14 protein-coding genes are annotated in these 13,759 nt (G+C 60.2%); 8 read left to right on the top strand and 6 right to left on the bottom strand.

All coding sequences use genetic code 11. The annotated features are described in order from the left end of the window. Positions 1-183 precede the first annotated feature (183 nt). Complete coding sequence (locus C4J90_RS13620; RefSeq protein WP_124420041.1) at positions 184-774, top strand: acyl-homoserine-lactone synthase; 591 nt, start codon at positions 184-186, stop codon at positions 772-774. Positions 775-821: 47 nt separating this feature from the next. Here the strand turns inward: C4J90_RS13620 and C4J90_RS13615 are convergent, their stop codons facing one another. Then, a complete protein-coding gene (locus C4J90_RS13615; protein WP_124421210.1) occupies positions 822-1,547 on the bottom strand; it encodes an autoinducer binding domain-containing protein in 726 nt (241 codons plus the stop codon). Positions 1,548-1,949: 402 nt separating this feature from the next. On the opposite strand from C4J90_RS13615, the gene C4J90_RS13610 reads away from it, so the two are divergent. The 7 genes from C4J90_RS13610 to phzG are packed head-to-tail and all read left to right on the top strand — an operon-like array spanning position 1,950 to position 8,233. Next, a complete protein-coding gene (locus C4J90_RS13610) occupies positions 1,950-2,441 on the top strand; it encodes a PhzA/PhzB family protein (protein WP_124362895.1) in 492 nt (163 codons plus the stop codon). A 25-nt stretch (positions 2,442-2,466) separates the two neighbouring features. After that, positions 2,467-2,955 carry a PhzA/PhzB family protein gene (locus tag C4J90_RS13605; RefSeq protein WP_124420040.1) on the top strand — a complete coding sequence of 163 codons (489 nt, stop codon included), beginning with the start codon at positions 2,467-2,469 and terminating at the stop codon, positions 2,953-2,955. Positions 2,956-2,978: 23 nt separating this feature from the next. Continuing rightward, complete coding sequence (locus C4J90_RS13600) at positions 2,979-4,199, top strand: 3-deoxy-7-phosphoheptulonate synthase (protein ID WP_124420039.1); 1,221 nt, start codon at positions 2,979-2,981, stop codon at positions 4,197-4,199. After that, a complete protein-coding gene (locus C4J90_RS13595) occupies positions 4,196-4,819 on the top strand; it encodes an isochorismatase family protein (protein ID WP_124414726.1) in 624 nt (207 codons plus the stop codon). Before C4J90_RS13600 ends, C4J90_RS13595 begins: the two co-directional genes overlap by 4 nt. A 20-nt stretch (positions 4,820-4,839) precedes the next feature. Beyond that, a complete protein-coding gene (locus C4J90_RS13590; protein ID WP_372237502.1) occupies positions 4,840-6,729 on the top strand; it encodes an anthranilate synthase family protein in 1,890 nt (629 codons plus the stop codon). A 2-nt stretch (positions 6,730-6,731) separates the two neighbouring features. Then, positions 6,732-7,568 carry a PhzF family phenazine biosynthesis protein gene (locus C4J90_RS13585; RefSeq protein ID WP_124420037.1) on the top strand — a complete coding sequence of 279 codons (837 nt, stop codon included), beginning with the start codon at positions 6,732-6,734 and terminating at the stop codon, positions 7,566-7,568. After that, entirely contained in the window at positions 7,565-8,233 is a 669-nt protein-coding gene (phzG, locus tag C4J90_RS13580) for a phenazine biosynthesis FMN-dependent oxidase PhzG (RefSeq protein ID WP_124420036.1), read from the top strand. Before C4J90_RS13585 ends, phzG begins: the two co-directional genes overlap by 4 nt. A 241-nt stretch (positions 8,234-8,474) precedes the next feature. Here phzG and C4J90_RS13575 read toward each other — a convergent pair whose 3' ends face one another. From C4J90_RS13575 to C4J90_RS13555, 5 genes are all read right to left on the bottom strand, one after another. Next, positions 8,475-9,893, bottom strand: a complete 1,419-nt coding sequence (locus C4J90_RS13575) for an aldehyde dehydrogenase family protein (protein WP_124420035.1) — start codon at positions 9,891-9,893, stop codon at positions 8,475-8,477. 30 nt (positions 9,894-9,923) lie between these two features. Further along, positions 9,924-10,700 carry an alpha/beta fold hydrolase gene (locus tag C4J90_RS13570; protein ID WP_124420034.1) on the bottom strand — a complete coding sequence of 259 codons (777 nt, stop codon included), beginning with the start codon at positions 10,698-10,700 and terminating at the stop codon, positions 9,924-9,926. Between the two features lie 22 nt (positions 10,701-10,722). Then, positions 10,723-11,223 (bottom strand): cytochrome P460 family protein, encoded by a 501-nt coding sequence (locus C4J90_RS13565; RefSeq protein WP_124420033.1) that lies wholly within the window; start codon positions 11,221-11,223, stop codon positions 10,723-10,725. Between the two features lie 14 nt (positions 11,224-11,237). Further along, a complete protein-coding gene (locus tag C4J90_RS13560; protein WP_124420032.1) occupies positions 11,238-12,311 on the bottom strand; it encodes an alpha/beta fold hydrolase in 1,074 nt (357 codons plus the stop codon). A gap of 62 nt (positions 12,312-12,373) precedes the next feature. Then, on the bottom strand, positions 12,374-13,696 hold the full coding sequence (locus C4J90_RS13555; protein WP_256658858.1) for an epoxide hydrolase family protein: 1,323 nt from the start codon (positions 13,694-13,696) through the stop codon (positions 12,374-12,376). Positions 13,697-13,759 lie beyond the last annotated feature (63 nt).

Below are 13,759 nucleotides of genomic sequence, written 5' to 3'. Positions count from 1 at the left end.
GATAAATCTCATTTCACCCGCAAAGATCTTTTCTGAGCCTGCAATGGACGCTAGATCATTATGGGTTTCGGTAGTTCAGTAAAAATGGCGCATAGAGCCCACTACAAGATCTTGTAGGTGCCAAGCCTCTACAAGTCCTCTATAAAAACCCGCACTTGCCCCCTCCCCAAGGAACATCCTGTCATGCACATGGAAGAGCATACGCTGAGCGAAATGAGTGACGAGCTCAAACTCATGTTAGGTCGCTTTCGGCACGAACAATTCGTCGAGAAACTTGGATGGCGATTGCCCATCCAGCCGCATCAGGCCGGTTGTGAGTGGGACCAATACGACACGGAGCACGCCCGCTACCTCCTGGCGTTCAACGAGCATCATTCCATTATAGGCTGCGCCCGCCTGATACCCACAATATTCCCCAACCTGCTGGAGGGCGTCTTCAGCCATACCTGTGCAGGCACACCGCCCAAGCATACCGCCATCTGGGAAATGACACGTTTCACCACCCGCGAACCGCAATTGGCCATGCCCTTGTTCTGGAAAAGTCTCAAGACCGCTCGCTTGGCAGGCGCCGATGCCATCGTCGGCATCGTCAACAGCACGATGGAGCGCTATTACAAAATCAATGGGGTCAACTACGAACGCCTGGGGCCGGTCACCCTGCACCAGGACGAAAAAATCCTCGCGATCAAACTCTCGGCTCACCGTGAACACCACCGTGGTGCGCGCATGCCTTCAGCCTTCACGTCCGGGGCGTTTCTGGAAGAGACCGCATGATACCGGCCGAGTCGTCCTGCTGGACGACTCGGCGCAGTCGATGAACCTCAGATATAGCCCAGCGCGACCGCGTAAGACACGGCCTGCACGCGGTTGCTGGCACCGAGTTTGCGTTGGATATTGCGGTGATGGTAATTCACGGTGTCGGTGCACACACCCATGATCACGCCAATTTCTTCCGAGGTCTTGCCGTCTGCGGTCCAGCGCAACACATCACATTCCCGCTCGCTGAACTCCACATCGGTGTTGAACGCACGAACGTCGCTTTCCAACTCGGAAATCTTCGCCAGGGCCGCCGCGGCAAACGCTTTGGTCACCGGCTTCAATGCTTCGAACTCCTGAAGACTGATGACGTTGTCCTTGCGTGCCAGGCTCAACACCCCGACACGCCCCTGGGTGTTGAACGAGGGCTGTGCCAGGCCGTGGCACAGATTCGAATCGTTGGCTTCAGACCACAGCTGCGGGCAGCCCCGGAACAGCTCATTGCTCCACAAAATAGGGGCCGACGAGACTTTGCTGTGTTTCACCGTAGGGTCGATCGTTGCGTAGTTAGCTGCCTGATAGCGCTGTATCCAGTCTTCGGGATAATTGCTGTACATATGGGTTCTGGGCCGCATGAACGGCGTCACACTGCATATGCCATAAGCAAAGAAATCAAACCGCAGTTCACGCAAGACCCTCAATGAAACCGCCGTGAATTCCTCCATGTTCATGGTTTGCGCAAAGATACTGTAAAAATAAGCATCCCATCCCAACAGCTGTCCTAATTCCATTTTGAACACCTATAAAGCTCCAAAGGAGATGTGAGACTAAACCAACCTGAACTCATGTCAAACACAAAATCCCAGCGCCATAGACTGCTTCGCACTAGCACTAGATTTCTTATGACTAACCCAACTAACTAGCCATAGGCCACTGTTTCTCGGCCGACGAATGAACCTGCCCATTCATAATACTGCAACAACCTATCCGACAGCCCGCACCGCACCACTCAGGCTTGAGCCACTACAAGATCTGGTAGTTCCAAGCCCCGGAAATGCGGGTGTATAAACAACACCGCTCGGAACAGCCGCGAAGGCACCGCAGTTAAAACAACTGTTAGATACGGCCATGCGCAATTAACTAAATATTTACTTGATTTTTAAATCTTGATCCAACTAAGGAGAACGCTGCCCATGCCTGCTTCGCTTATCACTGGCGGTTTTAATGATCAGCTCGAACTTCGCCAAAAAAATCGCGCCACGGTTGAACAGTACATGCGCACTAACGGCGCAGATCGCCTGCGCCGGCATGAGCTGTTCACGCCGGATGGCAGCGGCGGCTCCTGGAACACCGAAACCGGTGAGCCCCTTGTGTTTAAAGGCCACGCGAAACTCGCCGCCCTCGGCGTGTGGCTGGACAAGTGCTTTCCAGACTGGCAATGGCACAACGTCCGGGTGTTTGAAACCGACAATCCCAACCATTTCTGGGTGGAAAGCGACGGCCGTGGCAAGTCCCTGGTGCCCGGTTACCCGGAGGGGTATTGCGAAAACCATTACATCCATTCCTTCGAGCTGGACAACGGCAAGATCACGCAAAACCGTGAATTCATGAACCCCTTCGAACAACTTCGCGCCTTGGGCATCCCGATTCCAAGCATCAAGCGCGAAGGGATCCCCGCCTCATAAGCCCTTTATCCATTGGAGATTGAGCATGTCTACCAGCGCAGCACAACAACTGACAACTAATGACACTGAACTACGTCGCAAGAACCGCGCCACGGTCGAGCAATACATGCGCACCAAAGGCCAGGATCGCCTGCGCCGTCATGAACTATTCACTGAAGACGGTTCCGGCGGCTTATGGACCACGGATACCGGCGCCCCGATTGTAATCAGCGGCAAAGCCAAATTGGCCGAACACGCTGTTTGGTCACTCAAGTGCTTCCCGGATTGGGAATGGTACAACGTCAAGGTGTTTGAAACCGATGACCCTAACCATATTTGGGTCGAGTGCGATGGTCACGGCAAGATTCTCTTTCCGGGTTACCCGGAAGGTTATTACGAGAATCACTTCCTGCACTCTTTCGAACTGGAGGACGGCAAAGTAAAACGCAATCGTGAATTCATGAATGTCTTTCAACAACTGCGCGCCTTGGGTATTGCGGTACCGCACATCAAGCGTGAAGGCATCCCTGCTTAATCCTTTGGGAGAGTGATCGCATCATGGAAGACTTACTGAAACGGGTTCTAAATTGTGAAGCGTTCCAGCAGCCTCAATGGAGCGAACCCTCACAATTGCATGACGCGCAGGCCTACCTCAGGGACAGCGCGTCACTGATTCGCGTCGAAGACATTCTGGTCCTGCGTGCCACCCTGGCGAGGGTCGCGGCGGGCGAAGCGATGATCATCCAGTGCGGCGACTGCGCCGAGGACATGGATGAAAGCGCGCCCAGCCATGTGACGCGCAAAGCCGCGGTGCTGGACATTCTGGCCGGTGCGTTCCGGCTGGTAACCCAGCAACCGGTGGTGCGGGTGGGGCGGATTGCCGGGCAGTTTGCCAAACCGCGTTCCAACCACAGCGAACGCATCGGCGATGTCGAGTTGCCGGTGTATCGCGGTGACATGGTCAACGGTCGCGAGGCAGTCAGCGGCCATCGCCAGCATGATGCGCAACGCCTGGTGCGCGGCTATCGCGCCGCGCAGGACATCATGCAACACCTGGGATGGAAAGAACCGGCCGGCAAGGAGTCGCTCAGCGGTTCTCCCGCCTGGACCAGCCACGAAATGCTGGTGCTCGACTACGAACTGCCGCAAGTGCGCCAGGACGAGCAGGGCCGGGTATTTCTCGGCTCAACCCACTGGCCGTGGATTGGCGAGCGTACCCGCCAGTTGACCGGCGCTCACGTAGCCTTGCTCAGCGAAGTGCTCAACCCGGTGGCCTGCAAGGTCGGCCCGGACATCACCCAGGACCAGCTGCTGAGCCTGTGCTCGCGCCTGGACCCCAGGCGCGAGCCCGGCCGGCTGACGCTGATCGCCCGCATGGGCGCCCACAAGGTCGCCGACCGCCTGCCACCGCTGGTTGAAGCGGTGCGCCGTGCCGGCCACCAGATCATCTGGCTCAGCGACCCGATGCACGGCAACACCATCGTCGCGCCCTGCGGCAACAAGACCCGCATGGTGCAGACCATCACCGAGGAAATCACCGCCTTCAAACATGCCGTGATCTCCGCTGGTGGCGTGGCCGGCGGACTGCACCTGGAAACCACCCCGGATGACGTCAGCGAGTGCGCCTCCGATGCCGCCGGCCTGAACCAGGTTGCCAGCCACTACACAAGCCTGTGCGACCCGCGCCTGAACCCTCGGCAAGCCATTGCTGCGGTGATGGCCTGGCAAACCTGCCCTCCTCCACCCTTGGTTCCCTCTGACTGGAGTTTGTCGCCATGACCGGCATTCCATCGATCGTCCCTTACGCCCTGCCCACCTCCCGCGACCTGCCCTCCAACCTCGCGCAGTGGCGTATCGACCCCGAGCGCGCCGTGCTGTTGGTGCATGACATGCAGCGCTACTTCCTGCGGCCCTTGCCCCAGGCCCTGCGTGAAGAAGTCGTGAGCAATGCCGCGCGCATTCGCCAGTGGGCCGCCGACAACGACGTGCCAGTGGCCTACACCGCCCAACCGGGCAGCATGAACGCGGAGCAACGCGGGCTGCTCAAGGATTTCTGGGGCCCAGGCATGCAGGCCAGCCCGGCCGACCGCGAGGTGGTCGACGCCCTCACGCCCAAACCGGGTGACTGGCTGCTGACCAAGTGGCGCTACAGCGCCTTCTTCAATTCCGACTTGCTGCAACGCATGCACGCCGGCGAGCGCGACCAGTTGATCCTGTGCGGGGTGTATGCGCATGTCGGGGTACTGATTTCCAGCGTGGATGCCTACTCCAACGACATTCAACCCTTCCTCGTTGCCGACGCGATCGCCGACTTCAGCAAGGAGCATCACTGGATGGCCATGGAATACGCCGCCAGCCGTTGCGCCATGGTCGTCACCACCGACGAGGTGGTGCTATGAGCCAAGCCGCCGCCCGCCTCATGGAACGCATCCTGCAACCGGCGCCCGAACCGTTTGCACTCTTGTATCGTCCGGAATCCAGCGGTCCCGGGCTGCTGAACGTGCTGATCGGCGAGATGTCGCAGCCGCAGGTACTGGCCGATATCGACTTGCCTGCGCCCTCGATCGGTGCCCCGCGCCTGGATGTACTGACGCTGATTCCCTACCGCCAGATTGCCGAACGCGGCTTCGAGGCGGTGGACGATGGGTCACCGTTGCTGGCGATGAACATCACCGAGCAGCAGTCCATCGGCATTGAGCAGTTGCTGGCGTTGCTGCCCAACGTGCCGATTCAATTGAACAACGAACGCTTCGACCTCAGCGACGCCACCTATGCCGAGATCGTCAGCCAAGTGATCGCCAACGAAATCGGCTCCGGGGAAGGCGCCAACTTCGTGATCAAGCGCACCTTTCTGGCCGAGATCAGTGAGTACGGCCCGGCCAGTGCGCTGTCGTTCTTTCGTCATCTGCTGGAGCGGGAAAAAGGCGTCTATTGGACATTCATCATTCACACCGGCAGTCGCACCTTTGTCGGCGCGTCCCCCGAGCGCCACATCAGCGTCAAGGACGGGCTCGCGGTGATGAACCCCATCAGCGGCACCTATCGCTACCCTCCCGCCGGCCCCAGCCTGACCGACGTCATGGACTTCCTGGCTGACCGCAAGGAGGCCGATGAGCTGTACATGGTGGTCGATGAAGAGCTGAAAATGATGGCGCGCATCTGTGAAGACGGCGGGCACGTCCTGGGGCCTTACCTCAAGGAAATGACGCACCTGGCCCACACCGAGTACTTCATCGAAGGCAAGACCCGGCGTGATGTGCGCGAGATCCTGCATGAAACCCTGTTCGCCCCGACGGTTACCGGCAGCCCGCTGGAAAGCGCCTGCCGGGTGATCCAGCGCTATGAGCCGCAAGGCCGGGCGTACTACAGCGGCATGGCCGCGCTGATCGGCAGCGATGGTAAGGGCGGACGCTCCCTGGACTCGGCGATCCTGATTCGCACCGCCGACATCGATAACAGCGGGCAAGTACGCATCAGCGTGGGTTCGACCATCGTGCGCCACTCCGAGCCGCTGACCGAAGCTGCTGAAAGCCGAGCCAAGGCCGCCGGCCTGATCGCCGCACTGAAAAACCAGGCACCTTCGCGCTTCGGTGGCCATCTGCAGGTGCGCGCAGCATTGGCCAGCCGCAATGCCTACGTCTCGGATTTCTGGTTGATGGACAGCCAGCAGCGCCAACAAACCCAAGCCGACTTCAGCGGGCGACATGTGCTGATCGTCGACGCCGAAGACACCTTCACCTCGATGATCGCCAAACAGCTGCGGGCGCTGGGCCTGGTGGTGACGGTGTGCAGCTTCAGCGACGAGTACAGTTTCGACGGTTACGACCTGGTGATCATGGGCCCCGGTCCTGGCAACCCAAGCGATGTCCAACTGCCGAAAATCGACCATCTGCACGTAGCCATCCGTTCCCTGCTCAGCCAGCAGCGACCGTTCCTGGCGGTGTGCCTGAGTCATCAGGTGCTAAGCCTGTGCCTGGGCCTGCAGTTGCAACGCAAGGCCATTCCCAACCAGGGCGTGCAAAAACAGATCGACCTGTTCGGCAACGCCGAACGGGTGGGTTTCTACAACACATTCGCGGCCCAAAGTTCCAGTGACCGCCTGGACATCGATGGCATCGGCACGGTCGAGATCAGCCGCGACAGCGAGACCGGCGAGGTCCACGCGCTGCGCGGGCCGTCGTTTGCCTCCATGCAGTTTCATGCCGAGTCGCTGCTGACCCAGGAAGGCCCGCGCATCATCGCCGACCTGCTGCGGCACGCCCTCATCCACGCACCTGTCGACAGCACCGTTTCGGCCGCCGGGAGATAACCATGCACAACTACGTCATCATCGACGCCTTTGCCAGCGTGCCGCTGGAAGGCAATCCGGTCGCGGTGTTCTTTGACGCCGACGACTTGCCGGCCCCGCAGATGCAACGCATCGCCCGAGAAATGAACCTGTCGGAGACCACCTTCGTGCTCAAGCCACGTAACGGTGGGGATGCGCTGATCCGGATTTTCACCCCGGTCAACGAACTGCCCTTCGCCGGCCACCCGTTGCTGGGTACGGCCATTGCCCTGGGTGCGCACACCGACAATCACCGGCTGTACCTGGAAACCGAAATGGGCACCATCGCTTTTGAACTCGAGCGCCAGAACGGCAGCGTGATCGCCGCCAGCATGGACCAGCCGATCCCGACCTGGACGGCCCTGGGCCGCGACGCTGAATTGCTCAAGGCCCTGGGCATCAGCGAGTCGATCTTTCCCATCGAGATTTATCACAACGGCCCGCGCCATGTGTTCGTCGGCCTACCGAGCATTGCAGCCTTGTCGGCCCTGCACCCCGACCATCGCGCGCTGTCCAGCTTCCACGACATGGCCATCAACTGTTTTGCCGGCGCGGGACGGCATTGGCGCAGCCGGATGTTCTCGCCGGCCTACGGCGTGGTCGAGGATGCGGCCACCGGTTCTGCTGCCGGGCCGCTGGCGATTCACCTGGCGCGCCATGGCCAGATTGCGTTCGGCCAACCCGTGGAGATTTTGCAGGGCGTGGAAATCGGCCGTCCTTCACTGATGTTCGCCAAAGCCGAGGGCCGCGCCGATCAACTGACGCGAGTCGAGGTATCCGGTCATGGCGTCACGTTCGGACGCGGGAGCATCGTGTTATGAACCTTTCACTGCAAGGCAAGCCGCTGCTGGGTAAAGGTATGTCGGAATCCCTCACCGGCACACTGGATGCGCCCTTCCCCGAATATCAGACACTGCCCGCCGACCCCATGAGCGTGCTGCACAACTGGCTGGAGCGTGCGCGCCGCGTGGGCATCCGCGAACCCAAGGCCCTGGCGCTGGCCACCGCCGACCGCCAGGGCCGGCCCTCCACGCGGATCGTGGTCATCAGTGAAATCAGCGACGCCGGGCTGTTGTTCAGCACCCATGCTGGCAGCCAGAAAGGCCGTGAACTGACCGACAACCCGTGGGCGTCGGGTGTGCTGTATTGGCGCGAGACCAGTCAGCAGATCATCCTCAATGGCCAGGCCGTGCGCCTGCCGGACGCCAAGGCCGATGAAGCATGGCTCAAGCGCCCGTATGCGACGCATCCGATGTCATCGGTATCGCACCAGAGTGAAGAACTGCAGGATGTGCAAGCCATGCGCAACGCCGCCAGGCAACTGGCCGAGGCGCAAGGCCCACTGCCACGTCCCGAGGGGTATTGCGTGTTCGAGTTGCGACTTGAATCGCTGGAGTTCTGGGGGAATGGGCAGGAACGGTTGCATGAGCGGTTGCGCTATGACCGCAGCGATACGGGCTGGAAGGTGCGGCGTTTGCAGCCCTGATTTATGGGTGGGCGCTGCGCGATTGCAGCGCCTGGTTTTGGAGTTATTTCTCCGCCCCAACGCAGGCAAGCCCTGGCGCCCGCCAGTTAAGGCTCGCTCCTACAATGAACCACTTTCGCTTAACTGATCGGCATTGGGGTGCGTTCGCCCGCCACAAGGTCGAGTTGTCCTCGCTCGCAGCGCTGTGACCGTTTCACTGACATCCCCATTTGTCGTTAGCTAGGAGACATAACGCTGACGCCTAACCCACCACCACCGATTTAGCCTCAAGAAACGCTTCCAGGCCATGCACGCCAAACTCTCTGCCTATCCCCGACTGCTTCAAACCGCCAAAGGGTGCGAGTAATTCTGGAGTGGCACGATTGATCAAGACGGTGCCAGCCTCAAGCTGGGAGGCCATACGCTTGGCGCGGTCGAGATTTTTACCGAAGATATAGGCCTGCAGTCCGTAAATGGTGTCATTGGCAATCTCGACAGCCTGTTCCTCGGAGTCGTAGGTCATGATTGACAGCACCGGCCCGAATATCTCTTCCTGCGCGATCGCCATTGAACTCGTCACATCGGCAAATACCGTTGGTTTGACAAAGTAGCCTCTGTCGATGCCGTCCGGGCGCCCTGCCCCGCCAGCGACGAGTCGGGCCCCCTGTTCCAAGCCCTGGCGGATGAAATGCTGGACTCGATCAAACTGCGCTGCACTGGCCAGCGGCCCCAGGCTGGTATCGGGACGCCATGGGTCGCCCACCACCAACCCATCAACACAGGCCTTCACGGCAGCAACGACCTCGTCTGCCCGCTGGCTCGGCACCAGGAGTCGCGAGCCAGCGACACAGGCCTGGCCGTTGTTCATGAACGCGGCATTCACGATCATCGGGATGGCACTCGCCAAATCTGCATCCTCCAGCAGAATCGAGGCGCACTTGCCGGTCAACGACAGGCTCACCCGCTTCAGGCTGTCGAGGCCTGCACGCGCAATCAACTTGCCGGTTGGGGTAGAGCCCGTGAATGAAATTTTCGCAACCGTCGGGTTGGTGCTCAGTTCATCTCCAACGTCGTGCCCTCTGCCCAGCAAGACATTGAACAGTCCATCCGGTAACCCCGCGCTGTGAAGCGCCTCGGTAATCACCTGTGTCTGGAGGGGGCTGAGCTCGCTGGGCTTGATCACAGAGGTACAACCTGCGGCGATAGCCGAGGCCAATTTGCTGCAGACGGTTCCGGCGACACTGTTCCACGGCACAATCAGCGCTGCGACACCCACCGGCTCCATTGATACCCGCGCCGCGCCGATTGTTCGCACCAGAGGGTAGTCTTCAAGCGTCTGGATAGCATTCGCAAAGCTCTGCGAGACGTACTGGCTTACCCATTGAGTACGCGAGTAGACCCCGCCGTACTCTTCAATGGCAGAGTCGCGAATGCTATCGGCGTTCCTTAATACCGCAGCTTGCAGCGCTCTGAGCATGTCAATCCGCTGCGCCTTAGGACTTCTGGCGAATAAACGTTGGGCCCGCGCGGCTGCTTCGATGGCCAGCACCGCATCTTCGCGGTTTGCCAGCGTGACCGTCCCGAGGACGTTCTCGGTCGTGGGAGAAATAATCAGCAAGCTCTCCGTGCCCCGAACCGGGACAAATGTGCCGTCTATATAGCTCGTGCTGAGGGTGTACATAGGCTTCACCTTGGGGGCTTCATAGGGCGCTCATTTCGCCGTCGCGGCTCTTTCGATCAAGCGAGCAACGGGCGCCGGGTTTGAAACCATCACCACATGGGAGGCGCCCTTCACCACTTCCACGGCTTTAGCCTCCGCTCGCTTGGCCATGAAGGCCAGTGCCTGGGGCGGAATGTTCTTGTCCTTGTCGCCGTAGATAGCCCAACTTGGAATGTGCTTCCACGCCGGCGTGGCAAACGGCTCATTCAGCGCGGCTTCGGTGACCGGACGCTGGGTGGCGGCCATCACTGCCGCTTCAGCCGCGGGCACGTCAGCGGCGAATTGCGCGTGGAATTTGTTCTGCTGGATGTACAGATCCTTGCCACCCTCACTCAACGGCACCGGTGCCGCGAGGGTCGGCCCCAAGGTGCTGCCGGGAAACTTGCCAGCCAGGCCGGCGACGGTTTCGCCGGTGTCGGGAGCGAACGCACTCACGTAGACCAGCGCCTTGACGTTGGCCTGGTCATTGGCCGCTTCGCTGATGACGTTGCCGCCGTAGGAATGCCCCACCAGCACAACGGGTGACTTGATACTCGCGATCAGTGACGCGACGGATGCGGCATCACTTTTCACACTGCGCAACGGGTTTGCCGCGGCGACGACGGTGTAGCCATCCTTTTCGAGGATCTTGACCACGCCGTTCCAGCTCGAGGCGTCGGCGAAGGCGCCGTGAACAAGCACGACCGTCGGCTTCACAGTCTGCGCGAACGCGTCAGCACCGACCAACACAGAGGCAGCGACTGCCAGCGAGGCAATGATTTTCTTCATGGAGAACTCCTTGAACTTGGGATTATGGGGCGTACCGGGTGAACACGAAATCATGGTTTTTGACGCGCGCTTGATGGCAGGCAAAACACGTCTCGTGCTGAGCCTGGTCGACCGCTTTGCCGTTGATAAAACGCCCAAAGCCCCACCCCCCGGTCGCCGCGTACTGCTTCGAATCCTTCACCATGACTTGAACCGTGGTGGCCGCGCCGGGTATTGAGGCGGGCTCGAACTCGGGTGATTGGACGTGCTTCCACGCCAGTTTCACCAGCACCGTGCCATCGGGAAACGGCAGCGCTGAATCTTGGTAGGCCTTGATTGCCAGGTTATTGCCGACCACGGCGCGCAGTTCATTCAAGGGCGCGGCTTCCTGCGCTGGCGCAATCAGCGGCCACTGGCGATAGCCTTCGGGAATCTTTACGCCGTAGATCGGCGAAGCGTCACTGCCAGCGGAATCGCCCGCTGCGACGCCAGCGACGGTGAGCGCAAGCGCTGCAACAGCCCCGGACAGATGCATGAGTTTCATGGTGACACTCCCTGTCAGAGATGATCGGCGTCAATCACCGCCTGGGCGAAAGCCTGCGGCGCTTCCTCAGGCAGGTTGTGGCCTATTCCACCGCTGATAAGGCGGTACTCATACTTGCCGGTGAATCGTTTTGCATACGCTTCAGCCGGTGGATGGGGCGCACCGTTCGCATCGCCTTCCATCGTGATGGTCGGCACGCTGATGGTAGGGAATGCCGCCAGCTTCTTCTCGATCGCGTCGTACTTGGGCTCGCCTTTGATCAAGTCGAGGCGCCAGCGGTAGTTGAACATCGACACGGCCACGTGATCCGGGTTTTGCAGGGATGCCGCGCTGCGGTCAAACGTGGCGTCGTCGAAATTCCACTTTGGCGACGCCAGCTTCCAGATGAGCTTGGCGAAGTCATGGGTGTTTTTCTCGTAGCCCAGACGCCCGCGCTCGGTTGCGAAGTAGAACTGGTACCACCACTGCAACTCGGCGGCGGGTGGCAGTGGGGCTTTGCCCGCTTCCTGGCTGCCGATCAGGTATCCGCTGACCGCCACCAGGGCTTTCACGCGCTCCGGCCATAGTGCGGCAACGATATCGGCAGTGCGGGCGCCCCAGTCGAATCCACCCAGCACGGCTTTGTTGATCTTCAGCGCGTCCATGAAGTCGATCAGGTCGGTGGCCAGTGCAGCGGGTTGCCCATTGCGAACGGTCTTGGCCGAGAGAAAATGCGTGTCGCCATACCCACGGGCAGACGGGATCAACACCCGATAGCCCTTGTCCGCCAAAGCCGGCGCGACATCAGCGAAGGCGTTGATATCGTAGGGCCAGCCGTGCAGCAAAATAACCACCGGGCCATCGGCGGGGCCGAGTTCCGCGTAGGAAACGTCCAGCAGACCCGCTTTCACATGCTTGAGGTCACCCAGCGAAGTGTGAGCGCCCGGCGTAATAGCGGCCACCGTGGAGGCCGGTACGTCAGCAGCGCTGGCCTGGGCAAACCCTGCCGCCACGGCGCCGAACTGCAGCAACGCTGCTGCCAGTAGCGAGGGGGCAAAACCCTGCAGGCGGCCGGATTTATTCTGGTTGTTCAGCAAGGTCATCTCCATGATGTTTCTCCGTAGCGAGCCGCTGCATAACGGCCCGGTGTATTGACAGGGTTGGGTAGGCGTTACTGAGCGGTCTTCGTTACGCCGAGCTTGGCGCGCAGTGGCCGGAAGGCCTCACGCAATTCTTCGCTGAATAGTTGCGGTTGTTCCCAGGAAGCGAAGTGGCCGCCCTTGTTAACCTGGTTGTAGTAGGCCAGTGAGGGATAAGCGCGTTGCGCCCAGCTTTTGGGTGCCTGATAGATTTCGTGGGGAAAGACCGTGATCGCCACCGGCACCTTGATGCTTGTGGTTTTCTGCGCGGCGGCGCTGAAATTGTTGTTGTTGTTTTCCCAGTAGAAACGCGATGACGATGCGCCGACGTTCGTCAGCCAATACAGGCTGATGTCGTCCAGCATCTCGTCACGGCTGAGTACCCGCTCAGGCTGACCGTCACTGTCGGTCCAGGCGGCGAACTTTTCATACATCCACGCCGCCGTACCGGTGGGCGAGTCGGCCAGCAGGTAGCCGATGGTCTGCGGGCGGGTCACCATCATTGCGCCGTATGCCGCGTTGCGGCCGAAGAAGCTACTCAGGGACTCAAACGCCTTGCGTTCAGGCTCGCTGAGCCCGACAGGTGCCGGGTCACCACTGTTGATCGGCTTGACCAGCTCGGGCGGAATGGTGGCCGGCATGTTCAAGTGAATGCCCAACAGACCCGGCGGATTCAGGCGACCCAGTGCATCCGATATCACCGAGCCGTGATCGCCACCCTGGGAAACATAGCGGGAGTATCCGAGACGCTTCATGAGCACATCCCACGCCTTCGCGACGCGATCCGGCCCCCAGCCCAATTCAGTGGGCTTGCCGGAAAAGCCGTGACCGGGGATCGAGGGAATGATCACGTCGAACGAATCTTCGACCTTACCGCCGTAAGCCACAGGGTCGGTCAGCGGGCCGATGGTCTTCAGGAACTCGAACTGCGAGCCCGGCCATCCGTGTGTCAGCAGCAGCGGCATTGCATTCGGGTTGCGCGAGCGGACATGGATGAACTGAATATCCACGCCGTCAATGGTGGTGATGAATTCAGGCAGCGCATTGAGCTTCGCTTCGGCCTTGCGCCAGTCATAGCCGTTGCCCCAATACTTCACCAACGCCTGAACCTGGGCCAGCTGCACGCCTTGGGAGACGTCATTGACCGTCTCTTTATCTGGCCAGCGGGTCGCGGCGATGCGCTGTTTGAGATCGGTCAGTTGAGCTTCATCGACATGAATTCGGTAAGGCCGGATCGATTCGGGTTGGATCGTGGCCGAACTGGCAACTGACGCTTCGGCGGCCCAGGCACCGCCGCTGCCTGCGACCAGGGCCAAACCAAACACGCCCATCCTCACGGGGTTTTTCCAGGGCATAACGAGATCTCCGAGCGTTAGATGAGCCATCAGTTGGAGAGGGGCTGCGCCTTCTCGATGGGT

Source organism: Pseudomonas sp. R2-60-08W, from assembly GCF_003852335.1.
GTDB lineage: Bacteria > Pseudomonadota > Gammaproteobacteria > Pseudomonadales > Pseudomonadaceae > Aquipseudomonas.
This window is presented reverse-complemented; position numbering and strand designations above follow the sequence as displayed.